Genomic DNA, 23,898 nt, shown 5'->3' on the forward strand with positions numbered 1-23,898 from the left:
CCGCGTTCGGGGGGCGAGGGCGGGGCGCCGGGCCCCTCACTCGCGCGGGGCCGCTCCCGTCCATTCGTACCACCCCGAGTGCAGGACGAGCCAGGCCATGAGGGCGTAGCCGGATTGGCCCGGAAGGGTCACGCCAGATTCCGTGCGGGCCCTCGAGGCGGCCATGTCCTCGAACCATTGATCGTGCGTGACGAGCGGCGCGTACAGGTCGACGAAGGGCAGTCCGCGCCTGAGGCAGACCTCCGCGCACGAGCGCGACAGCTCCTTCGTCGCCTGCGAGTCCGCCCCCGCCAGGGGAGGCGGGCCCACGACGAAGCAGGGGATCCCCAGGGTCGTCGCGCGATCCGTGATATTGGCGAGGTTGAGGCGGGAGCGCGCTGAACTCGTGCCCGCGGTGACGTCGGCGGCGCCGATGCCGACGATCAGGCCCCGAGGGCCGCCCTGCGCGAGGCGCGCCGCCGCTTCGCCCTCCCAGCGCGCGGACAGCTCCCGGGTCGTCTCACCCGGCCAGGGCAGGGGCATGAGGGTGGGCGGATCGGTGAACTCCGAGCGTGCCAGAACACGTCCGACCCAGCCCAGACCGCGCGAATCCCCGGTCCCGGCGACCAGTTCGTCGCCGATGACGGCCAAGCGCATGGCGCCCCCCTTCGGATCAGCGGTCGAAGGCGCGCCGCAGCAACTCGGCGTTCTGCTCCTTGTGAAGCGATGCGCGTCCGGCCGCGGTCGTCGCGGATTCCGGCCTCGAGACGAGGCGGACCGGCTCCGACCACTCCATGAACATGTTGAGCGCGAGGAAGGGCCATGCCCCCTGGTTCTTCGGCTCGTCCTGAACCCACACGAGTTCGGCCGATCCGTAGGGGGCGAGGGCCGCGAGGACCTCGTCGTTGGCCAGGGGGTAGAGCTGTTCGAGCCGGATGATCGCCGTACGGCGATCCTGGCGGGCCTCGCGCTCTCTTACGAGGTCATAGTAGACGCGGCCCGTGCACATGAGGACGCGCGTGACCGCCGCGGGGTCGATCGAGGGGTCGGTCTCGCCGATGACTGGGAGGAAGGTCCCGTGCGTGAAGTCCTCGACCGAGGAGGTCGCCGCTCCGAGACGGAGCAGCTGCTTGGGCGTGATCGCGATCAGGGGCTTGCGCGGGCGGGAGTAGGCCTGGATGCGGAGCATGTGGAAGTGGTTCGCCGGGGTTGACGGCTGGATGATCCGCATGTTGTCTTCGGCGGCCAGCTGGAGGTAGCGCTCGATCCTGGCGGAGGAGTGGTCGGGCCCCTGGCCCTCGTAGCCGTGGGGGAGGAGCATCACGAGCGAGGAGCGCTGTCCCCACTTCTGCTCGGCGGAGCAGACGAACTCGTCGATGACCGTCTGGGCGCCGTTCGCGAAGTCGCCGAACTGCGCCTCCCAGAGGGTGAGCGCTTCGGGGCGCTGCACGGAGTAGCCGTAGTCGAAGGCGAGGACGGCGTACTCGGACAGGGGCGAGTCGAGGACGTCGAAGTTCGCCTGGGCGGGCGTGAGGAACTGCAGGGGGGTGAATTCGCGCCCGTCGAGGTGGTCGTGGAGCACCGCGTGGCGCTGGACGAAGGTCGCGCGGCGCGCGTCCTCGCCGGAGAGCCTGACGGGCGTGCCCTCCATGAGCAGGGTGCCGAAGGCGAGGAGCTCCCCGAAGCCCCAGTCGATGGGGCGCTTCCCGTAGGCCATGTCGCGGCGGCGCTCGCACAGCTGCGCCATCTTCGGGTGGGGGGTGAATCCTTCGGGGAAGTTGACGTGGGCGTCGCCGATGCGGCGGATCTCCTCCAGGGAGGTGGCCGAGGTCCAGCCGATCATCATGCCCTGGCCGGGCAGCTGCGATTCGGGCATGACCCAATCGGGGGAGGCGCCGTCGGCGGCGGGGGCGGGGCGCCATCCGCCGTTCTCGCGGGTTTCGCCGAGGATGCGCGACAGTTCGTTCTCGTACTCGGTCGTGAGGTCGCGGGCGTCGTCCTCGGTGAGGCGGCCGCGGCCGACGAGGTTGGAGATGTAGACCGCGCGGGTCGAGGGGATCCGGTTGATGAGCCCGTACATGACGGGCTGGGTCATCGAGGGGTCGTCGCCCTCGTTGTGCCCGCGTCGGCGGTAGCACACGAGGTCGATGATGACGTCCTTGTGGAAGGTCTGCCGGTACTCCCAGGCGAGGCGGGCGACGCGCACGACCTCTTCGGGATCGTTGGCGTTGACGTGGAGGATCGGCACCTGCAGGCCCTTCGCCAGGTCGGTCGGGTAGCGGGTGGACCGGCCGGCGGTGGGGCCGGTCGTGAAGCCGATCTGATTGTTGACGATGACGTGGATCGTGCCGCCGGTCTTGTAGCCGGTGAGCTGGGACATGTTGAGGGTCTCCTGGACGACGCCCTGCCCGATGAAGGCCGCGTCCCCGTGGATGAGGACGGGGATGATGGGGAGGTCGTCGTCGCCGAGCTGGTCCTGCTTGGCCTTCACGATGCCCTCGAGGACGCCGTCGGCGGCCTCCAGGTGCGAGGGGTTCGCGGCCATGTAGACCTTCGTGGCGACGCCGTCGTCGAGCGAGTAGACCCCCCAGGTGCCGAGGTGGTACTTGACGTCGCCGGAGCCCTGGACGGTCGAGCGGTCCTCGGTGCCCTCGAATTCGGAGAAGATCTGGGCGAGCGACTTGCCCGCGATGTTGGCCAGGACGTTGAGGCGGCCGCGGTGCGCCATGCCGATCGCGACTTCGTGGATGCCCCTCCTCGCGGAAGTCGCGAGGATCGCGTCGAGCAGGGGGATGAGGGACTCGCCGCCTTCGAGGGAGAAGCGCTTCTGGCCTACGAACTTCGTCTGGAGGAACTCCTCGAAGGCTTCGGCGCGGATGAGGGTGTCGAGGATGTGGCGCTGCTCCTGTGCGGTCGGCGCCTCGTAGGGGCCCTCGATGCGCTGCTGGACCCAGGTGCGCTGCTCGGGGTCCTGGATGTGCATGTACTCGATGCCGACGGAGCGCGTGTAGGTGTCGCGCAGGCGGGCGAGGATGTCGCGCAGCACCATGTGGTCCTCGCCGCCGAAGCCGCCGGTGGGGAAGGAGCGCTCGAGGTCCCACACGCCCAATCCGTAGCGGGTGATGTCGAGGTCGGGGTGGCGGCGCACCCGGTAGGCGAGGGGGTCGGTGTCGGCGGCGAGGTGCCCGCGCGAGCGGTAGGCGTGGATGATCTCGGCGATGCGGGCGGGCTTGCCCTTCTCGCGCTCGGGATCGTATTCGTGGTCCTGCTCCCAGGTGTAGGGGTAGTGCGGGACGTGCAGGGAGGTGAAGACCCGCTCGTAGAAGCCGTCGAGTCCGGAGAGCTTCTTGTCGACGAGGGCGAGGAACTGCCCCGATGCCGCGCCCTGGATGATGCGGTGGTCGTAGGTCGAGGACATATACATCGTCTTCGAGATGCCCAGCGCTGCGAGCTTCCTGGGGGAGACGCCGCGGTATTCGGCAGGGTAGTCGGTGGCGCCGACGCCGATGATGAGGCCCTGTCCGCGCATGAGGCGCGGCACGGAGGTGGTCGTGCCGAGGGTGCCGGGATTGGTGAGCGACACGGTCGCGCCCTGGAAGTCCGCCGCGCCGAGCTCGCCCTTGCGGGCCCTGGCGACGAGGTCCTGGTAGGCGTCGACGAACTCCCAGAAGGTGAGGGTGTCGGCTTCGCGGATGACGGGCACCATGAGCGTGCGCTCGCCCTTCTTGTTCGTCACGTCGATCGCGATGCCGATGCCGACGTGGGCGAAACGGCGGATGAGGGGCTTGCCCCCGTCGAGTTCGTAACGGACGTTGAGGTCCGGCATCTCGCACAGGGCCTCGATGATCGCGTAGGCGATGAGGTGGGTGAAGGAGATCTTGCCGCCGGTGGTGCGCGCGAGGTGGGCGTTGATGAGGGTGCGGTTCTCGATGAGGAGCTTCGCCGGGACTTGGCGCTGGGAGGTGGCGGTCGGCATGGAGAGCGAGTCGTCCATGTTCTTCGCGGTGGCGCGGGCGACGCCCTTGAGCGCCAGGGCCCCGTCCTCGGTCGTCGTTTCGGCCTGCCGGGCGGTGGCGGGGCGCCCGTGGAGCTGGCGCGTGTAGGGGGAAGTGGCTTCGGCGATCGCCGAGGGCGGGGCGGGCGGCAGATCGGAGCGGGTCACGGATTCGGTGTTGGGGACGTCGAGGGGGGCCCGTTCGGGATCGTCGGCGGGGAGGGCGGCGTCGGCGGCGACCTGCGCGCTCGAGGGGGCGGGCGGAACTGGGGGGCGTCGGCTCCGCAGTTGGAGCGGCGCGTCCTCGGTCTCGAAGTAGCGCCGCCAGGAATCATCGAGGGCGTTCGGATCGCGGAGGAAGAGTTCGCGCATTGAAGCGACGTACCAGTTCTCCGCCTCGGGTTGAGAGTCCATGGGTGCCACGCGGGCCGCCTCCCTTGCTCGTCATCGAACCATCGGGCCAAGTGTAGAACCCTTCTAGGCCTTTAGGCCCGACTTGGTCGAGATTCGATGAGCTCAGGAGGGATTCTTTCCCGAGTGAAAACCCTTCATTGGCGAAGGTCCCCGCGCGGTCGGCCCGCACCCGCGTGAGCGAGGGCAATGCCCCCGGCCGGGACTCGGGAGCCCCTTCCTTGTAGACTGCCACCACGATGGACTCTGACAGTACGGGCCGATTGCCCTCCTCCCCGCCCGCCCGATTCGCGCACGCCCTAAGGTCGCGATGATCGTTGACGTCCTGATGCTCCTCCTCGGCGTCGTCCTCACCGCGGGCACCTTCATCTTCGTCTCCGCCGAGTTCTCGCTCGTCGCCCTCGACCAGGCGGTCGTCGAGAAGCGCGCGAGTGCGGGCGACAAGTCCGCGGAATCGGTCCTCAAGGCGACGCGCACGCTCTCCACCCAGCTGTCGGGGGCCCAGGTGGGGATCACCTTGACGACGATCCTCCTGGGCTACACGACTCAATCGACGATCTCGGACCTGCTCTACGCGGCCCTCGGCGCGGTCGGGCTCGCCGAGGCGATCGCCGCGGGCGCGGCGGTGATCATCGCCGCCGTCTTCATCAACGCCTTCTCCATGCTCTTCGGCGAGCTCGTCCCGAAGAACCTCGCCCTCGCGCATCCCCTGAGGACCGCGGGATTGGTCGTCCCCTTCCAGGCCGCCTTCACGACGCTCGTGAAGCCGATCATCGTGGTGCTCAACGGATCGGCGAACGCGGTCCTCAAGCTCGTCGGCATCGAACCGCAGGAGGAGCTCTCCTCGGCGCGCTCGGCCTCCGAACTCGCCGCCATGGTGCGCCACAGCGCTGAAGAGGGGACGCTCGACACCTCGACGGCTTCGCTCCTCACGAACTCGATGCGCATCTCGGGCCTGACCGCGGTCGACGTCATGACCGACCGCGGGCGCGTCCACTTCCTCGACTCGCGGGCCTCCGCCCAGGACGTGGTCGCCCTGTCGCACGAGACCGGGCACTCCCGATTCCCGATCATCGGCGAGGACTCCGATGACGTGCTCGGCCTCGTCTCCCTGCGCCGCGCGATCGGCGTCCCCTACGAGAAGCGCTCCGAGGTCCCGGTCGTCTCGGCCTCCCTCATGGCCGAGGCGCCCTCGGTCCCCGAGACCGCGCCGATCGGCCCGCTCCTCGTCCAGCTGCGCGAGGAGGGGCTCCAGATGGCGATCGTCGTGGACGAATACGGAGGGGTCTCGGGGGTGGTCACGCTCGAGGACGTCGTCGAGGAGATCGTCGGCGAGGTGTCGGACGAGCACGACGGGCGCAGGCTCGGCATCCGGACCCGTCCGGACGGGGCGATCCTCATCCCGGGCACCCTGCGCCCCGATGAGCTCTTCGAACGCACCGGCATCGCCCTGCCCGAGGACCCGGCCTACGACACGATCGCGGGCCTCATCATGTCCGGCCTCGGGCGCGTCGCCCAGGTCGGCGACGCCTTCGCCGCGCAAGGCGCGGCCCTGGAGGTCATCGCCATGCAGGGGCGGAGGATCACGCAGATCGCGGTCACACCGCCGATCGGGGTCCGAGACGAGGAGGTCGAACTGTGAGCATCGGCTGGGGACTGACGATCACCTTTCTCCTCCTCGCGCTCAACGCCTTCTTCGTGGCCGGGGAATTCGCGACGACCTCGTCGCGGCGCTCCCAGATCGAGCCCCTGCGCGCCGAGGGCGCGCGAGGATCCGCCCACGCCATGTACGCCCTCGAGCACGTGTCCCTGATGCTCGCCATCTGCCAGTTGGGCGTGACCGTCGCCTCGACGACGCTCGGCGTGGTCGCAGAACCCGCGATCGCCCGTCTCTTCGAGGGCCCCCTGGAGCGCCTCGGCGTGTCCTCGGCGACGAGCCACGTCTTCGGATTCGCGATCGCCCTGGTGATCGTCCTCTTCCTCCACGTCGTCTTCGGCGAGATGGTCCCGAAGAACATCTCCCTGGCCGCCCCCGCCCGCCTCCTGCTCCTCCTCGCCCCGCCCCTCGTCGCGATCGGCCGCCTCGTCGGCCCGATCATCCACGCGATGGACCATGTGGCGAATGCGATCCTGCGGTGGCGCGGGGTCGAGCCCAAGGCTGAGATCGCCGCGACCTTCACGGCCGAGGAGGTCGCCTCGATCGTCGAACTGTCCGCGGCGGAGGGGACGCTGAGCGATGACCTCGGGCTGCTCTCGGGAACTCTGGAGTTCTCCGAGGAGACCGCCGCTTCGGCGATGGTCCCGCTGTCGGACCTCGTCGTCCTGCCCTCGTCGATCACCCCCGCGAAGGTGGAGAGGGAGGTCGCCGTCACGGGATTCTCGCGATTCCCCGTCGCGGACGAGCAGGGGGGCATCCGGGGCTACCTGCACCTCAAGGACGTCCTCTACGCCGACGCCGATGAACGCGACCAGCCGGTGACGCCGTGGCGGATCCGGAAGATGGGCGCCGTCCGCGCCGCGGATGAAGTGGAGGACGCGCTGCGCCACATGCAGGCGACGGGCGCCCACCTCGCCCTCGTCACCGACGACGCGGGGGAGGTGATCGGCGTGCTCTTCCTCGAAGACGTCCTCGAAGAACTCGTCGGCGAGGTCCGCGATTCGCTTCAGCGCGAGGAATCCGCCTGGGAGCGCGAGGCCGAGGCGGGCCCCTTCTCCGACGGCGCCCGCCTGTGATCATTCTTCCGAATCCGCGGAGGCCTGGCGCGCCCGGGGCGATCCGGGGTATTTTGTTGGGAGTCCGGGCCGAGCGCGGCCGTCGACGTCGATCTGGAGGAACAAGGCGTGTCAGAGGCCGTTGACCCGTGCCCTTTGCCCTCGCGCCGCGAGATCCGCGAACGTGAGGCGAGTCGGCTTTCGAGCGCTTCCGCGCGGCAGTCCTCCCGGAGCCCGAAGGGGTCGTCCGTCTTCGCCGTCGCCAAAGCGGGCGTGCTCACGTCGCTGCTCGCGATGACCGTCGTCGTCCCCCTGTCGGGATTCGTCGGTTCGGACGCGTCGATCTCCCTGCCGTCGCGCGCGATGGGGACGGCGGTCGGCACCACCTGGATGCAGGGGACGCGCACGGTCATGTCGAGCTCGCTCGCGGGTTCGGCGACGGCCGTGTCCCGGGCGCGCTTCCGCGCGCCGCTCACCGTCACCCAGTGCATCCCCGTCGAGACCTCGGCGAACGGCGAGCGCTCCGTCGCGGTGGAGAGGCGGACCGTCTACATGCCGATCGAGGTCGGGCGCTTCCAGTCGACTTCGCCCTTCGGGCCGCGCATCCATCCCGTGAACGGCTCGTTGACTTTCCACACGGGGACCGACATGGCCGCCCCCCTGGGGACCCCGCTGCACGCGGTGTACTCCGGAGTGGTCGCCGATGTCTATTTCGACCCCTACGGCGGTGACATTGTCAAGATCCGTCACGAGTTCCCGGACGGCACGGTCTTCTACTCCCTCTACCTGCATCAGTACGCGAACCAGATCGTCGTCACGAAGGGCCAGAACGTCGAGGCGGGCCAGGTGATCGGCGCGGTCGGTTCGAACGGCAGGTCCACGGGACCTCACCTGCACCTGGAGATCCACAACGCCTCCGATGATCCGGTCGATCCGGATGCGTGGCTCGCCGCCAACGGGGCGATCGACATCAACCAAGAGGCTTGTTCATGATCCCCGTCGCTTCGCGTGTCGGACCGATCATCCTCGCCCACAGGGGCGGCGATGAGAAGGCCACGGAGAATACGCTCGAAGCCTTCTCCTACGCGTATTCACTGGGGATCCGGCACATCGAGACCGATGTGCACCTCACGGCCGACGGGCTCGTCGTGGTGAGTCACGATCCGACCCTCGAGCGCTGCTTCGGCGTGCAGGCGAGGATCTCGGACATGACCTACCGGGAGATCTCGCGCCTGCGCGACGCCCAGGGCCATCAGATGCCCCTGCTCGCCGAGGCCTTGACGGCCTTCCCGGCGATGTACTTCAACATCGATGCGAAGGCGAAGGGCGTCGAGGGGCCGCTGCTCGAGGTGCTCTCCGAGAATCGGGCCCTCGATCGCGTGCTCGTCACTTCCTTCGATGAATCACGGGTCCGGCGGATGCGCGAGGCGACCCGGGCCCGCGTCGCCACCTCCTTGGGGATGAGTGCGGTCGTGCGCCTCGTCGGGGCCGCGAAGACGGCTTCGCATCCCGCGCGCTGGCGCGTGCCCGGCCCCCACCTCGGTGTCGTCGCCGCCCAGGTCCCGCAGTCTTTCGGTCCGATCACCGTGGTCGATCGCCGTTTCGTCGCCGCCGCGCATTCCCTGGGGCTCGCGGTCCATGTGTGGACGGTCGACGAGCCCGAGGAGATCATGAGCCTCATCGGCCTCGGCGTCGACGGCATCGTGACGAACCGCCCCCGTTTCGTGCGCGACTTCCTCTCCGAACGCGGACTGTGGGACCGGCCCGCCCCTCCGGGTGCCCCGAAGGGCCAGGGCGCCCGCGACTGACGCGACCGACCCGGGCCGGCGGCCTCTCCGCCTCAGGTTCAGGCCCCGCGGCGGGTCGACCGCTTTGCGCGCGCGATCCGGACTCCCGCGAGCGCGAGGATCGCGAGTGCGATGACGACTCCGAGAATGCGGGGAACGGGCGTCTCCGCTACGAAGATCAGGGTCATGGCCGCCAGGATCGGCACCAGGTGCTCGAAGGCCTTGACGACGTAGGCGCCGAAGGAGGGCATGGGGACCCCATCGGATTCGGCGACCGATTTCACCATGAAGTTCGGGCCGTTCCCGATGTAGGTGATGGCGCCGCACAGGACGGCGCCGAGCGAGATCGGGACGAGGAAGTGCTCGGGCACGCCGGCGATGAGCGGTTCGGGCCCGCCGAGGGACTTCGCCATTTCGAAGAAGGTGAGGTAGGTGGGCGCGTTGTCGAGCACGGAGGAGAGGGATCCGGAGAAGAGGAAGAAGGTGATCCTGCTGAGCGGAAGCGAGGGGGCGACCTGCTCGAGGAAGCGCAGCGCCGGCGCCATCGTCGAGAAGATGCCGATGAAGAGCGTTGCGACCTCGGCGATGGGCGCCCAGGTGAAGGCGTTCTTCTCGAAGCGGACCCTCGAGTCGCCGAGCGCGTAGGAGGCGGCGGCCGCGCCGAGCATCACGATCTCCCTCCAGGGCACGAGCTGGGCGCCGTGCGCGTGGCCCTCGGCGAGGAGTTTGCCGTCCCACGAGGGGACGAAGGCGACCGCGAGGATGACCGCCGCGAAGAAGACGAGGTTGACCGCGCCTTCGAGGCGCAGCGGCGTGACTTCGGATTCATCGCGTTCGATCGCGGTGGAGGGCTCGGCGGCGTATGCGATGGAATCGATGGAGTAGTAGGAGACGAGCAGCAGGACGAGGACGAAGAGCCATTCCTTCCACAGTCCGAGGGTCCATGTGAAGGGCACCCCTTGGAGGAAGCCGAGGAAGAGCGGCGGGTCGCCGAGGGGGGTGAGGAGGCCGCCGCAGTTGGCGACGACGAAGATCGTGAAGAGGACCGTGTGGACTCGGTTGACGCGCTCCTTGTTGGTGGCGAGGATCGGGCGGATGAGGAGCATGGCCGCGCCCGTGGTCCCGACGAAGGAGGCGAGGACGCCGCCCACGGCGAGGAAGGCGGTGTTGTTCCGGGGAGTGGCTTCGATGTCGCCCTCGAGGTGGATGCCGCCCGAGATTACGAAGAGGGCGAGGAGCAGGGCGATGAATTGCACGTACTCGACGCCGGTTTCGATGAGCGCCCCGGTTCCGGCCATGATCCGCATGTAGACGAGGGTCGGGATGCCCAGTGCGAGTGCGATGATGAGCTGGCTGGACCGTTTCTCCCACCAGTGCGAGGTCGCGGGGATGATGGGGAGGAGGGCGATGCAGGCGAGCATCGCGACGAAGGGGAGGAGGGACCACCAGGGGAAGGTCATGGGACACCTGTTCCGTCAACGATCGCTAGGGACGGATTCACCCTAGCGCTCCGGGGCGGGCCGAGTCCGGGCGTTCCATCGGGATCGGCGCATCGCAGGGGCGCGGGGAGGGGGAGCTCTCCGAACGGGATTCCGGGAGGTCACAGAGTGCCCCGAACAGGATTCGAACCTGCGACCTTTCGCTCCGGAGGCGAACGCTCTATCCACTGAGCTATCGGGGCCAACAGTCGGACAGTCTAGCAGGGCTGCCCGGTCCCGTGTCGCACCTGTCCGGTGATGCGATAATGGAAGTGTTGATCGCCACATCCACCCAAGGAAGGGTTTTCATGCGAGTTCATATTGGAACCGATCACGCCGGGTTCGAGCTGAAGGAGCGCGTGGTCGCTCATCTGCGGGACGCGGGTCATGAGGTCGTCGATCACGGCGCCCATGAGTACGACTCCCTCGACGACTACCCGCCGTTCTGCTTCGAAGCCGCTGAGGCCGTCGTCGCCGATCCCGGTTCGCTCGGCGTCGTCATCGGCGGGTCGGGCAACGGTGAGCAGATGGCCGCCAACTGCGTGAAGGGCGTGCGCGCCGCCCTGGTGTGGAATGAGTCGACGGCCAGGCTCGCCCGCGAGCACAACGACGCGAATGTCGTGTCGGTGGGCGCGCGTCAGCACTCCGTCGAGGAGTGCCTCGCCCTGATCGACGCCTTCCTCGAAACGCCCTTCTCCGAGGACGAGCGCCATCAGCGCCGCATCGACCTCATGAGCGCCTACGAGGAGTCGCATCGCGCCTGAGGCGCCGCGCCACGGACGGGACCTCCCCGCAAGGGGAGGTCCCGTCGTGTTTCGGGCGCGTCGTGTTTCGGGTTACGGGGCCCCTGAGCCCGGGGCGAGGGTCAATCCGATGAGGAGGAGGTTGAGCCCGATGATGAGGGCGGCGACGAGGTCGGCGCCGATCCGGATGATCCGTGAATCCGCGAATTCCCCCATGAGCCGCCGGTCGCGGGTGAGCGCCATCAGGGGGATGATCGCGAAGGGGATGCCGAAGGAGAGGGCGACCTGGGAGACGACGAGCGCCCAGGTGGGTTCGGCGCCGAGCGCGAGGATGAGGAGCGCGGGGGCGAGGGTGATGAGCCTGCGCCAGACCAGGGGGATGCGGACTTTGAGCAGGCCGGACATGATCTCGGAGCCGGCGTAGGCGCCGACGGAGGTCGAGGCCAGTCCGGAGGCGAGCAGCCCGATCGCGAAGACCGTTGCGACCGCGGGGCCCAGGGCCGAGGAGATCGCGGCGTGCGCGCCTTCGATGGTGTCGGTGCCCTCGACGCCCGCGAGGGCGGAGGCGGCGAGGAGGAGCAGACCGATGTTGACGAGTCCTGCGAGTCCGAGCGCCCATCCGATGTCGATTCGGGTCGCGCGCAGGAGGCGCGGAAGGGCCTCCTGCGGGGGCCGGTCCTCGTGGTGGTCGTTGACCAGGGATGAGTGCAGGTAGACGGCGTGCGGCATCACGGTCGCGCCGAGCATCGAGGCGGCGACGAGGACCGAGTCGGGCCCGGCGAAGCGCGGAACGATCCCGGATGCGATTCCGCTCGCCGAGGGCGGGGCGGCGACGAGGCCGCCGAGGAAGCCGATGGTGATGATGAGGAGGAGGGTGATGACGATGCCTTCGAAGCGGCGCTGGCGCCCTCTGCCCTGCCAGGTGAGCAGGAGCGTGGAGACGGCGCCGACGATGATCCCCCCGAGGAGGAGGTCGGTGCCGAAGAGGAGGTGGAGCGCGAGCGCGCCGCCGATGACCTCGGCGAGGTCGGTGGCGGCGGCGATGAGTTCGGCCTGGATCCAGAAGGCGAGGCGCGCGGGGCGTCCGAGGCGTTCGCCGAGGAGGCGGGGGAGGGAGTCGCCGGTGACGAGCCCGAGTTTCGCGCTGAGGTACTGGATGAGCATCGCCGCGATGTTGGAGACGATGAGGACCCAGACGAGGAGGTAGCCGTATCTGGCGCCCGCCGTGATGTTGGCGGCGACGTTACCGGGGTCGACGTAGGCGACGGCGGCGACGAAGGCGGGGCCGAGGAGGGGGAGGAGTCGTCGGTCCTTGGGTGGCGGCGCTGACCGCGGAGCAGAAGACTTCGGCACACCGAAACATTAGTCGCCCGCACGGGATCGCGCCAAGGAGCGGATGCGGACTACTCCCGGGAATCGGGGTGCGGATCCTCATCGGGAGTGATCGCCGAGCGCAGAACCGGATGCGCCGCGAGGACCGAGACGTACATCGCGAAGGCGATCCCGAAGACCGCGAACCAGAAGGCCGCGCGAATGGCCCAGGGGAGGGAGACGGTCGCCAGGACGATCGGAGCCGCGGTCACGAGGAGGGCGAGAATCGTCCGCGGGATCTTCGCCAGGCCGACGATCATCGAGGCGCGGACGAGCATCGGGAGCTCGCGCACCGCGATGCGGTCCTTCTCGATGAGGCGATACGCCATGAGGGGCCACACCCACACGTGCATGATCGCGAGGGCGAAGACGACGAAGACGACGACTGCGCGTGCCAGGAGGGGCGCGGGGCCGCCGGCGAGGCGGGAGGCGAGGACCCACTCCCAGGCGAGCAGCAATGCGAGAAGCGCCTCTGCGAGGAAGAGGAGCGAGGCGGCGAGCCCGGCCCCGCGCGCGACCCGGACGAGCGCGGGGAGCACCGCCGTGGACTCCGAATCGATGAGGCGCACGGCGACCACGGCGGTGAGGAGGAGGCCGATGCCCGTCGTGAGGATCGGGAGGGAGATTGCGACGCAGACGAGATTCGCGAGGATCAGCGCTGCGATCCAGCTGAGCGTCGCATGGATCGGGGAATCGGGTCCGAGGCGCGAGGCCATGGGCTCCTCCTAGAGCGCGGGGGCGGGGGCCGTCGATCCGCCCTCGCGGATCATCCCCGGCACGAAGACGTGCTGGACGGGGCCGGAGGCCATCTGATCGAAGAGGATGTCGCAGGTGAGCTGCGCGATCCGCTCGGGCGGCTGGGCGAGGGTCGTCAGGCGCGGCTCGACGAAGTCGCCGATCGTGATGCCGTCGAAGCCGATGATCGAAAGATCCTCGGGGACGCGCCGACCCGCCTCCCTGATCGCCCGCAGGGCGCCGATCGCGAGAACATCGGCGATGGCGAAGACCGCGGTGACATCGGGGCGTTCGGCGAGGAGGCGCTGGGCGAGGCGGTACCCGTGCTCGAAGGTGTAGGGGTCCTCCTGGTCGAGCACCTCGTAGCGGACGAGCTCCTCGTCGACCGCGATCCCCGCCTCCTCGAGGGCGTGGCGGTACCCTGAGACCCGTTGGGCGCCGACGGACACGTCCGCGGGGTCGACGCCGAGGACCGCGATGCGCCGGTGGCCGAGGTCGATGAGATGGCGCACGGCCCTCGCCGCCTCGAGCTCGTCGTCGACCGAGACGGAGGAGTACATGCCGTCCGGAACCTTGTCGAGGCGCGACACCGTCGACAGGACGAAGGGCACGCGCATGCGCTCGAAGACGCGGGCCTCGTGCGAGAAGGACCCCCCGAGGAAGATCACCCCCGCCACCATCTCCTCATCGACCAGGGTGATCGCCTCCTCGACCTCGTCCCCCCAGTGGGGGACTTTGACGACCGTGAGGAGGTGGTCCCGCTCGCGCACGGCCGTCTCCATCGTGTCGAGCATCCGGCCGAAGAAGGGGTTGTCGATGCCCTTCATCATGACGGCGATGGCGGGGTTGTGCGTGAGCTTGAGGAAGCGCGCATGCCGGTTCGGGCGGTATCCCATCTCCTCGGCGAGGGCGAGGATCCGCCCGCGGGTCGCCTCCGAGACATCGGGCTTGTCGTTGAGGGCCCGCGAGACGGTGACGACGCCGACTCCTGCGGCCTTGGCGATGTCCTTGATCGTCGGTCGCTTCACTTCGGGGGGCACGTCGCGTCTCCTTCCGTCTTCCTCGTCAGTTCCCTGCGGCGCGTTCGCTCACCTCGGTGAGCGCGCGGATTCTGTCGACGAGCGCTTCGTCGAAGGCCCCGGGGGCCATTCTCCACTGCCAATTGCCCTCGGGGACGGCGGGGGTGTTCATCCGGGCGTCGCCGTCGAGGCAAAGATAGTCGGCCATGGGCACGATGCAGGTATTCGCCACCGAGGTCATCGCCCTCGTGATGAAGTCCCAGGGCCGTTCGGATTCCGGCGTGCGTGCGTTGTTGAGGTAGACGATCGATTTCTCACGATCCGCCTGGGAGAGCGTGCGGTACCAGCCGACGAGGGTGTTGTTGTCGTGGGTTCCCGTGTAGACGACCGAATCGCGGGGGAAGCGGTGCGGCTGGTAGTCGGCGGGCTCGCGCGAGTCGAAGGCGAATTGGAGGATCTGCATACCCGGGTATCCCGAGGCCTCCCGCAGGTCGATGACCTCTTGGGTGAGGTAGCCGAGGTCCTCGAGGATCAGGGGCAGGGGGCCGAGGGCGGAGGTGAGCGCCGAGAAGAGCTCCATGCCGGGACCCGCCTCCCAGACCCCGTTGGCCGCGGTGTCCTCGCCCGCCGGAACGGCGAAGTAGGACTCGAGGCCGCGGAAGTGATCGAGGCGCACGACGTCGACCAGTTCGAGCTGGCGCCGCATCCTCTCGATCCACCAGGAATAGCCCTGTTCGCGGTGGCGCTCCCAGTCGTACAGCGGGTTCCCCCAGACCTGGCCGGTCGCGGAGAATCCGTCCGGCGGGACGCCGGCGACGCGCCGGGGCGCCAGATCCTCATCGAGGTCGAAGAGCTCGGGGTGGGCCCATGCGTCGGCGGAGTCGGCGGCGACGTAGATCGGGATGTCGCCGAGGATCTTGACGCCGGCCGCCGCCGCTCGCGCGTGGAGGGAGCGCCACTGGCAGTCGAAGACCCACTGGAGCCACTTCCAGTAGCGGATCTCTTCGGGATGATCGTTGCGCAGCTCCTCGAGCGCGCGCGGATCGCGGTGGCGAAGGCCCTCGGGCCACGTCGTCCACGGGGCCTGATCGTTCAGGCCCTTGGCCGTCATGAAGAGGGCGAAGTCGTCGAGCCAGGCGCTCGCGCGTTCCTCGAATTCGAGGAATTCGCAGTTGAGGCCGAGGTCGAGCGCCCTCGAGAAGGCGATGCGCAGGACCGCGTTGCGCGAGGCGTACAGGGCGCCGTAGTCGACGCGCTCGACGTCATCGCCCCACTCCATCCCCTCCAACTCCGAGGGCACGAGCAGACCGGCTTCGACCAGGCGCTCGGGGTCGATGAAGTAGTGGTTGCCGGCGAAGGTGGAGAAGCTCGAGTAGGGCGAATCCCCGTAACCGGTGGGACCGAGGGGCAGGATCTGCCAGATCTCCTGGCCCGCGGCCGCGAGGGAATCGATGAAGCCCTCGGCCTCTGCCGAGAAGCATCCGATTCCCCACGGCCCGGGCAGGGAGGAGATCGGCATGAGAATGCCGGAACGGCGTGCCTCGAACACCTCTCAGCCCTTCACCGCGCCGGCGACGACGCCCTCGATGATGTACTTCTGGCTCGAGAGGTAGAAGGCGACGATCGGGATGATCGCGAGCACGAGCATCGCCATGAGGGCGCCCATGTCGTTCGAGCCGTGCGAGCCGACGAGCTGCTGGACGACGACCGGGATCGTCTTGTAGGGCGTCGACAGGCCGATGATGAGGTAGGGGAGGAGGTAGTCGTTCCACACCCACATCGCGTTGAGGATCGCGACCGTGATCATGACGGGCTTGAGCATCGGCATGACGATGCGGAAGTAGTTCTGGAGCGGCCCGCATCCGTCGATCATCGAGGCCTCTTCGATCTCGACCGGGATCGACTTGACGAAGCCGGAGAAGATGAAGGTCGACAGGCCGGCGCCGAAGCCGAGGTAGAGGAGGATCATGCCGAGCGGGTTGTCGAGGTGGAGCATGTCGGCGATCTTGACGGTCGGGAACATCACCATCTGGAAGGGGACGACCATCGAGAAGACGAAGAGGAGGTAGAGGGCGTTCGTCCACCAGGTCTTCACGCGGGTGATGTAGTAGGCGGTCATCGCGCAGAAGAAGACGATGACGATGACCGAGCCGATCGTGATGAAGAAGGACCAGCCGGCGGCTGCGAAGAAGTTGGTCGTGTTCAGGCCGTTGATGTAGTTCTCCACGCCGACCCAGTACTCGCTCAGGGGGAGGGCGAAGGGGTCGTCGGAGATGAAGAAGCGGCCCTTGAAGGAGTTGTTGAGGATGAAGAGGAGCGGCCCGATGAAGACGAGCGTGAGGGCGACGAGGACGAGGTAGAGGACTGCCTTGCCCACGGGGTTGCTCCGCGTCTTGTTGGGGATTGCGGATGCGGTGACGGCGCTCATGCCTCGACCTCCTTGCCTCGGGTGGCGCGCAGCTGGATGAATGCGATGAGGGAGACGATGAGGAAGAAGACCACGGCCTTGGCCTGGCCGACGCCCTCGTATCCGACGCGCGAGAAGAATGTGTTGACGATGTTGAGTGCGGCCATCTCCGTCATGTCGAGGGGCTGGCCGTTGGTGAGGGCGAGGTTCTGGTCGTAGAGCTTGAAGGAGTTGCTCAGCGTGAGGAAGAGGCAGATCGTGATCGAGGGCATGACCATCGGGATGGTCACGTTCTTGAGGATCAGCCACTTGCCGGCGCCGTCGATCTCGGCGGCTTCGATGAGGTCCTTCGGCACGGCCTGCAGGCCCGCGATGTAGATGATCATCATGTAGCCGACCATCTGCCAGTTGAGCAGGATGATGATGCCGATGAAGCCGTAGGTCGCGTTCGTGACGAGGGTCGTCTGCCAGTGGAGGAGGACCGCGTTGATGATCGTCTGCCAGGTGTAGCCGAGCACGATGCCGCCGATGAGGTTCGGCATGAAGAACACGGTGCGGAAGAAGTTGGTGCCCTTGAGCTTGCGGGTGAGGGCGTAGGCGATCGCGAAGGCGAAGACGTTGACGGTGATGACCGACAGGATCGTCACGGCGGCGGTGAAGATGAGCGCGCGGACGAAGCCCTGCGATGCGGAGAAGGCGTCGATGTAGTTGGCGATGCCGACGAAGGACGCGTTCGTCACCGTCGTGAACTTGCACAGTGACAGGTAGAGGCCGATCGCGAATGGGGCGAGGAAGGCGAGGGTGAATGCGAATAGTGTGGGGCCGAGGAAGACTGGCCCGAATCTCTTGAGGCTCTTCAGCATGGTCGCTGCTCCTGGGGGCTGGGTACGGGAAAGGCGGGTGCGCGGGCGGGATTGCCCGCGCACCCGCCTCCTAAGGAATCAGGTCGGACTCGAAGGGGCGATCAGGCGCCCTTCTCGGCCTTCCACTCGGTCTTGAAGAGCTCGACGACCTTGTCCCAGTCCATCTGGCCGGCCGCGTACTGGGAGAGGGCGGCGCCGAAGTCATCCTTGAAGGTCTGGCTCGGGAAGGTCGTGAAGACCCACGGAACCGTTTCCTTCTCGGTGTCGGACATGTAGCGGATGACCTCCTTGGCGAGCGGATCGGTCGGCTGCTCGGCCTCGGTGAAGGTGTTGAACGGCGGGATGAAGCCGAGGTCCTCGACCATGAACTTCTTGCCCTTCTCGGAGGAGATGAGCCAGTTGACGAAGTCGATCGAGGCCTTCTGGTCGGCTTCGGAGGCCTGGGAGTTGATCGAGAAGAAGTTCTCGGTGCCGATGTTGAGGCCCTGCTTGTCCTCGCCCTCGCGACCGGTGTAGATCGGGAGCATCTTGACGTCCTCGGCCGCGACGGTGTTGCCGGCGACCTCGGCGATCTGGCCGTAGGCCCAGTTGCCGTTCTGAACCATCGCCGCCTTGCCGAGGGCGAACTCGGCCATGGAGTCGGTGACGGCCTTCGAGGAGGCGAGCTTCGGATCGATCGTCGAATCGGTCAGGTAGAGGTCGAAGATGTTCTTGAACTCTTCGTTGTGGGAGAAGGTGAGGTCGGTCATGTCGTCGACCTTGTTGTCCTGGTACTCGAAGTAGACCGGGAGGTCGGCGAGGTGGGTCTGCCAGCGCCAGTCCTCGCCCGGCTTGAGCGAGGTCGAGGCGAAGACGCCGTCGATTCCGAGCTGGTCCTTCTTCGCCTGCATGTCGTCGGCGACGGCCTTGAGGGTCTCGAAGTTGGTGACCTCGTCCATGGACTTGGCCTTGGCGCCGTCGAGGGCGAAGTAGGCGTCCATGATCTTCTGGTTGTAGATGATGCCGTAGCCCTCGACGACGTAGGGGACGCCGTAGACCTTGCCGTCCGCGGTGACGGCCATCGAGGGATCGAGGAGTGCCTTGGCGAAATCGGTGTCCGTCAGGTCGGCGGTGTAGTCCTTCCAGTTCTTCAGGCCGATGGGGCCGTTGATCTGGAAGAGGGTGGGGGCGTCGGACTTGGCGATCTCCGACTTGAGGGTCTGCTCGTAGGTGCCGGAGGCGGCGGTGACGACCTTGACCTCGACGCCGGTCTCAGCGGTGTAGGCCTTGGCCACCTCCTGCCAGATGGCGTCCTGCTCGGGCTTGAAGGAGAGGTAGTAGACGGAGCCCTTGTCGTCGGCGGCCTTGTCCGAGCCCGACGAGCATGCCGCGAGCGAGGTGAGCGCGGCGGCTGCGGCGACGGAAGCCGCCGCGACCTTCATGAACTTCGACATCGCTGATGTCCTCCTTTGGACAGTGTGTGTGCTCTTGCGACTTCGCTCGAGCGGGGGTGCGATTGCGGAGCGCTGCGGTCCGGAAGTGGACCGGTAACGTTTCCGTTACTGAGGACTATAGGAGGCCGGGGTGCGGCCGCGCAAGGGGTTGAGGGTGAACATGATCACAATTCGATTACAAAGAATCCTTGAATTTCCGCGATTTCTGCTCGCCGCCTCCTGTCGTTCGGAGGATGCTCGATGTGACGTTCCGGTAACGTTTCCGATCTGACCTGGAGCAACGCCCCTGTGAAAACGCCCTCGCGCGCGCACGCGCATTCGCCCCGCGGGCCCGCCACGCCATACGCTAGGGAACGTGACTCCAGAAGAACTCGCACTCGTCATCCGCGCCGCGATCCTCACCGCCATCGAGGAGGGGCGCCTCGCCCTCGAAACCGGCGCGGTCCCCGAAACCGTCAAGGTCGAACGCCCCCGCAACCGCGAACACGGCGACTGGGCGACCAACGTCGCCATGCAGCTCGCGAAGAAGGCGGGCACGGCCCCCCGCGCCCTCGCCGAGATCCTCGCCGACTCCCTCGCGAAGGCCGAGGGGATCGACGCGGTCGAGATCGCCGGCCCCGGCTTCATCAACATCCGCCTCGGCGCGGCATCCGCGGGCGAACTCGCCCGGACGATCGTCGAGGGCGGATCCGTCTATGGAACGAACGAGAGCCTCGCGGGCACCACGATCAACCTCGAATACGTCTCCGCGAACCCGACCGGACCGGTCCACCTCGGCGGCGCCCGCTGGGCCGCCGTCGGCGACTCCCTCGCGCGCCTCATGAGCGCCTCGGGCGCCGCGGTCGTCCGCGAGTACTACTTCAACGACCACGGCTCCCAGATCGACCGCTTCGCGAACTCCCTCTACGCCCGGGCCATGGGCCGCGAGGCCCCCGAGGACGGCTACGGCGGGCAGTACATCGCCGACATCGCCGACCAGGTCCGAGCCGATGCCGCGGCCGCCGGCGAGCCGGACCCGGTCACCCTGCCCGAGGCCGAAGCCGTCGAAGCCTTCCGCGCCCGCGGCGTCGAGCTCATGTTCGGCGAGATCAAGGAGCGCCTGCGCGACTTCCGCTCCGAATTCGACGTCTTCTTCCACGAGGACTCCCTGCACAACTCCGGAGCGGTCGCGCGCGCCATCGAGACCCTGCGCGAACGCGGCGAGGTCTTCGACCGCGACGGCGCGGTGTGGCTGCGCACGACGAGCTACGGGGACGACAAGGACCGCGTGCTCATCAAATCCGACGGCCAGGCCGCCTACTTCGCCGGGGACGTCGCCTACTACCTCGACAAGCGCCAGCGCGGGGCTGACGCGGCGATCTACCTGCTCGGCGCCGATCACCACGGCTACATCGGCCGCATGATGGCGATGTGCGAAGCCTTCGGCGACGAGCCCGGCGTCAACATGCAGATCCTCATCGGGCAGATGGTCAACCTCGTCAAGGACGGCAAGCCCGTCCGCATGTCCAAGCGCGCCGGCACCATCGTCACCCTCGACGACCTCGTCGACGCCGTCGGGGTCGACGCGGCCCGCTACGCCCTCGTGCGCGTCTCCATGGACTCCAACCTCGACATCGACCTCGATCTGCTCGCGTCCCACACGAACGAGAACCCGGTTTACTACGTCCAATACGCCCACGCGCGCACCCGCAACGTCGCCAGGAACGCGGCCGAACACGGAGTCTCCCGCGACGCAGGCTTCGACCCCGCCGCCCTCGACGCCCCCGCGGACGCCGAACTCCTCGGCGTCCTCGCCCAGTTCCCCGCACAGGTAGCCCAGGCCGCCGAACTGCGCGAACCCCACCGGGTCGCCCGCTACCTCGAGTCTCTCGCCGCGGCCTACCACACCTGGTACGGCCAGTGCCGCGTCACCCCGCGCGGAGACGACCCGGTCGACACCGGGCACGTCGCCCGCCTCTGGCTCAATGACGCCGTCACGCAGGTCCTCGCGACCGGCCTCGGACTGCTCGGCGTCGCCGCCCCCGAAAGGATGTGACGGCGATGAGCGGCGCCCCCGAGTCGATGGACCACCGTCCCCTCGGCGACCTCCTCTGCCCGGAACCGGATGAGCGTCCGGACCTGTGGCCGTGGAGCGCGCGCAGGCGCGAGGACGGCGCCCTCGAGATCGGGGGCGCCGCCCTGCCGGATCTCGCACGGGACTTCGCAACCCCCGCCTTCATCCTCGACCGCGCCGACCTGCGCGGGCGGGCGGGCGTGTGGGCGACCGCGATGGCCGAGGAGTTCTGGGACGGATACGGCATGGCCGGGGCGGACGCCTTCTACGCGGGCAAGGCCTTCCTCAGCTCCGACGTCGTGCGCACCGTGACCGGCGAGGGGATGGGGGTCGACACCGCCTCCCTCGGCGAGCTCACGATGGCCCTGCGCGCGGGCGCCGAACCCTCCCGAATCGGCCTGCACGGCAACAACAAGCTCAACTCCGAGATCGAACTCGCCCTGACCGCGGGCGACGGCGCGGGAATCGGGCGGATCTTCATCGACTCCCTCGCCGAAGTCGCCCAGATCGAGCGCATCGCCTCCGCCCTCGGCACGACCGCCCGCGTGATGGTCCGCGTCAAGACCGGCGTCCACGCGGGAGGCAACGAGTACGTCTCGACCGGCCACGAGGACCAGAAATTCGGCGTCGGCGCTTTCGACGGCCAACTCGACGAGGTGATCGCGGCCGTCGAAGCATCCCCCCACCTCGAGCTGCGCGGCCTGCACTCCCACATCGGCTCACAGATCCAGGGGACCGCGGCCTTCGAGGAGGCCGCGGGCATCATCTGCGGACTCGCCGCCAGGATCAGCACCGGCATCGGCCGCCCCCTGCCCGAGATCGACCTCGGCGGGGGAGTCGGCGTCGCCTACACCGGTGACGACCCCGTCCCGACCTCCCCGGTCGAGGCGGCCCGCGCGATCGCCGCTGCGGTGAGGGGCGCCTGCGAGGAGCTGGGCATGCCGATCCCCCGGGTCTCGGTGGAGCCGGGACGCTCGACGATCGCCCCCGCCATGGTCTCCCTCTACAGGGTCGGGGCCGTCAAGGACGCCACCCTCGGCGAGGACGCGGCCGAGGCCCTTCACGGACGCCGTCGCTACATCGCCGTCGACGGCGGCATGTCGGACAACATCCGGCCCGCCCTCTATGGCGCCCGCTACACGGCGACCCTCGCGAATCGCGTCTCCGACGCCCCGCCCGTCCGCTCGCGGATCGTGGGCAAGCACTGCGAATCCGGAGACGTCATCGTCTGGGACGTCGATCTTCCCGCCGACACCGCCGCCGGCGACCTCCTCGTCGTCCCGGTCACCGGCGCCTACGGCTACTCCATGGCCTCGAACTACAACATGCTCACCAAGCCCGGGGTCCTCGCCGTGGAGAACGGTGAGGCCGAATGGATCATGCGTCCCCAGTCGATCGAGGACCTTCTCGCCCTCGACCCGGGATGCCGATGAAGGGAGCGCCCGTCGTGCACAAGGGGATCCGAGAGGAGGAGATCCGCGCGGCCGCGCGGGTCGAGGAACTGAGAAGACGCGGCCGGGTCGATGTGCGCGCCGCGCTCACCCGCTCCCTCCTCATGACCGGGGTGTGCGCGCTCGTCATCCTCGCCCTCGCCCTCGCCTCGGACTCCCTCTCGTCCTCCTCCCCGGGGGGCTCCCCGATCGAACGCCTCCACAGGATCCTCTCGACGATCTCGGCATGGTTCGATTCGGATGAGCGCGCCTTCGGCCTGCTCGGCATCCTCACGGCCATCATGTTCCCCGCAGCGGTCCTCCTCGGAGAAGTCGGGACCATAACGAACCGCTTCGTGGAGCCCATCGCGGACCGCGAGGCGAAGGACCTCGCCGACACCGATCACGGCGGAGTCGACTGGAGGCGCTTCTCGGCCTACGACAGGCTGGCCTACCCGACCTTCCTCAGCCTCGTCCTCGTCTCCGCACTCGCATACCTGTCCGCCTGGGTGCTCGCGAGCGGCGGCAAGACCATCACCGCATTCCTGTCCGCGGGGATCGGCGTCTTCGCCACGATGCTCACCGTCCGCGCCGAACTCGACCTCGACTCCTCGCCGACCCTGGGAACGGCCCTGCGGCGCTTCGAGATCCTCGCGACCTGGCACTCCCTGAGCTCGCAGAGGCGCATGCCCCGCGCGCGCCTCCTCGCGCTCGAAGCGGCCCCCCTGCTCCTCGGCGCGGCGGGCATCGCCGTCATGGAGGGAAGGGAGGGCGGGATCGGCGCCGGCCTCGCCTCCGCGGCGATCCAGTCGGCCCTGTGGGCCCCGCTCATCCTCATCGCCGAGCGCAAGGAGCCCCTCCTCCTCTTCTCTTCGCGCTCCGACTTCGCCTCGAGGGTCATGACCCTCGTCGGACTGTGGTTCGCTGCGGGCCTCGTCCTCATCTTCTCCTCCCCGCTGTCCACCATCGATGAGGGCGTCGTCATGATCGCTGCGCCCCTCATCGCGTGCCTCCTCCTCATACTCCTCCCCCTCTGGCATGCGGTTCTCAAGGGCCACGGGGCCTGGCGCGGGGTGAACGATCCGCTCGGATGGCTCAAGCGGATGCACGCCGACGCCTCCGCCCTCGACGAGCGAGCGGGACGCCGCTCCACCGGGATCATCTCCTGGGCCTGCGCGCCCCTCCTCATCGGAATCCTCGTATTCGGGGGCGGCCTCCTCATCTCGTCGCAGTCGAATCCGGATGCGCTCCTCGTCGCCTGGAACGTCTCGATGTGGATGCTTCTCGGCCGCCGCGCGCTGCGGGACGAGCGCTGGGCTTCGGGAGCCCTTCGCGCCGGGCGCCTCATCGCCTGCTTCGGGTTCATCGCGGCGGCGGCCCGACTGATGGGCCGACTCGGCCCGACTCCGACGACGATCCTCCTGATCGTGCTGCTCCTCGCACCCGCATTCGTCTTCGAAGCGGCCTCGGCGCGGCTCAGGCT

17 protein-coding genes and 1 tRNA gene are annotated in these 23,898 nt (G+C 68.3%); 7 read left to right on the plus strand and 11 right to left on the minus strand.

Features of this window, described 5'->3' with window-relative positions:
• Positions 1–36 precede the first annotated feature (36 nt).
• Together HD592_RS04445 and HD592_RS04450 are read right to left on the minus strand one after the other, a co-directional pair.
• A complete protein-coding gene (locus tag HD592_RS04445) occupies positions 37–636 on the minus strand; it encodes a GDSL-type esterase/lipase family protein (protein WP_184452228.1) in 600 nt (199 codons plus the stop codon).
• A gap of 16 nt (positions 637–652) precedes the next feature.
• On the minus strand, positions 653–4,387 hold the full coding sequence (locus HD592_RS04450; protein WP_184454432.1) for a multifunctional oxoglutarate decarboxylase/oxoglutarate dehydrogenase thiamine pyrophosphate-binding subunit/dihydrolipoyllysine-residue succinyltransferase subunit: 3,735 nt from the start codon (positions 4,385–4,387) through the stop codon (positions 653–655).
• A gap of 307 nt (positions 4,388–4,694) precedes the next feature.
• Between HD592_RS04450 and HD592_RS04455 the strand changes: the two genes are divergently transcribed.
• From HD592_RS04455 to HD592_RS04470, 4 genes are all read left to right on the plus strand, one after another.
• Positions 4,695–6,026, plus strand: a complete 1,332-nt coding sequence (locus HD592_RS04455; RefSeq protein ID WP_184452230.1) for a hemolysin family protein — start codon at positions 4,695–4,697, stop codon at positions 6,024–6,026.
• Positions 6,023–7,117 carry a CNNM domain-containing protein gene (locus tag HD592_RS04460; protein WP_184452232.1) on the plus strand — a complete coding sequence of 365 codons (1,095 nt, stop codon included), beginning with the start codon at positions 6,023–6,025 and terminating at the stop codon, positions 7,115–7,117. Before HD592_RS04455 ends, HD592_RS04460 begins: the two co-directional genes overlap by 4 nt.
• 108 nt (positions 7,118–7,225) lie before the next feature.
• On the plus strand, positions 7,226–8,089 hold the full coding sequence (locus tag HD592_RS04465) for a M23 family metallopeptidase (protein ID WP_343058732.1): 864 nt from the start codon (positions 7,226–7,228) through the stop codon (positions 8,087–8,089).
• Positions 8,086–8,904 carry a glycerophosphodiester phosphodiesterase family protein gene (locus HD592_RS04470; protein WP_184452234.1) on the plus strand — a complete coding sequence of 273 codons (819 nt, stop codon included), beginning with the start codon at positions 8,086–8,088 and terminating at the stop codon, positions 8,902–8,904. The genes HD592_RS04465 and HD592_RS04470 overlap by 4 nt, the downstream gene beginning before the upstream one ends.
• Before the next feature lie 38 nt (positions 8,905–8,942).
• On the opposite strand, the gene HD592_RS04475 is transcribed toward HD592_RS04470, so the two are convergent.
• Both HD592_RS04475 and HD592_RS04480 read right to left on the minus strand, forming a co-directional pair.
• Positions 8,943–10,343, minus strand: a complete 1,401-nt coding sequence (locus HD592_RS04475; RefSeq protein WP_184452236.1) for a sodium:proton antiporter — start codon at positions 10,341–10,343, stop codon at positions 8,943–8,945.
• Positions 10,344–10,491: 148 nt separating this feature from the next.
• Positions 10,492–10,564: transfer RNA gene (locus tag HD592_RS04480), tRNA-Arg, on the minus strand.
• Between the two features lie 105 nt (positions 10,565–10,669).
• On the opposite strand from HD592_RS04480, the gene HD592_RS04485 reads away from it, so the two are divergent.
• Positions 10,670–11,125, plus strand: coding sequence for a ribose-5-phosphate isomerase (locus HD592_RS04485; protein WP_184452238.1), 456 nt, complete (start codon positions 10,670–10,672; stop codon positions 11,123–11,125).
• 72 nt (positions 11,126–11,197) lie between these two features.
• On the opposite strand, the gene HD592_RS04490 is transcribed toward HD592_RS04485, so the two are convergent.
• The 7 genes from HD592_RS04490 to HD592_RS04520 all read right to left on the minus strand — a co-directional run bounded on the left by HD592_RS04490 (position 11,198) and on the right by HD592_RS04520 (position 18,932).
• The gene (locus tag HD592_RS04490) at positions 11,198–12,457 is read right to left on the minus strand and encodes an Nramp family divalent metal transporter (RefSeq protein WP_184452240.1); all 1,260 of its coding nucleotides are present in this window, start codon (positions 12,455–12,457) and stop codon (positions 11,198–11,200) included.
• Between the two features lie 50 nt (positions 12,458–12,507).
• Positions 12,508–13,191: a hypothetical protein gene (locus HD592_RS04495; protein WP_184452242.1), complete on the minus strand. Its 684-nt coding sequence runs from the start codon at positions 13,189–13,191 to the stop codon at positions 12,508–12,510.
• 9 nt (positions 13,192–13,200) lie between these two features.
• Positions 13,201–14,250 (minus strand): LacI family DNA-binding transcriptional regulator, encoded by a 1,050-nt coding sequence (locus HD592_RS04500; RefSeq protein ID WP_184452244.1) that lies wholly within the window; start codon positions 14,248–14,250, stop codon positions 13,201–13,203.
• 25 nt (positions 14,251–14,275) lie between these two features.
• Positions 14,276–15,778, minus strand: coding sequence for a 4-alpha-glucanotransferase (gene malQ / locus HD592_RS04505; protein WP_184452246.1), 1,503 nt, complete (start codon positions 15,776–15,778; stop codon positions 14,276–14,278).
• 3 nt (positions 15,779–15,781) lie between these two features.
• On the minus strand, positions 15,782–16,657 hold the full coding sequence (locus HD592_RS04510; RefSeq protein ID WP_184452248.1) for a carbohydrate ABC transporter permease: 876 nt from the start codon (positions 16,655–16,657) through the stop codon (positions 15,782–15,784).
• Positions 16,654–17,499, minus strand: coding sequence for a carbohydrate ABC transporter permease (locus HD592_RS04515; protein WP_154478331.1), 846 nt, complete (start codon positions 17,497–17,499; stop codon positions 16,654–16,656). Before HD592_RS04515 ends, HD592_RS04510 begins: the two co-directional genes overlap by 4 nt.
• Positions 17,500–17,600: 101 nt before the next feature.
• Positions 17,601–18,932, minus strand: a complete 1,332-nt coding sequence (locus HD592_RS04520; RefSeq protein WP_184452250.1) for an ABC transporter substrate-binding protein — start codon at positions 18,930–18,932, stop codon at positions 17,601–17,603.
• Between the two features lie 355 nt (positions 18,933–19,287).
• Here HD592_RS04520 and argS point away from each other — a divergent pair, with 355 nt between their 5' ends.
• Positions 19,288–20,967 carry an arginine--tRNA ligase gene (gene argS / locus HD592_RS04525; protein WP_184452252.1) on the plus strand — a complete coding sequence of 560 codons (1,680 nt, stop codon included), beginning with the start codon at positions 19,288–19,290 and terminating at the stop codon, positions 20,965–20,967.
• Positions 20,968–20,972: 5 nt separating this feature from the next.
• Positions 20,973–22,418 (plus strand): diaminopimelate decarboxylase, encoded by a 1,446-nt coding sequence (gene lysA / locus HD592_RS04530; protein ID WP_184452254.1) that lies wholly within the window; start codon positions 20,973–20,975, stop codon positions 22,416–22,418.
• Positions 22,419–23,898: the final 1,480 nt, after the last annotated feature.

Origin of the sequence: Schaalia hyovaginalis (assembly GCF_014208035.1) — a bacterium.
GTDB lineage: Bacteria > Actinomycetota > Actinomycetes > Actinomycetales > Actinomycetaceae > Pauljensenia > Pauljensenia hyovaginalis.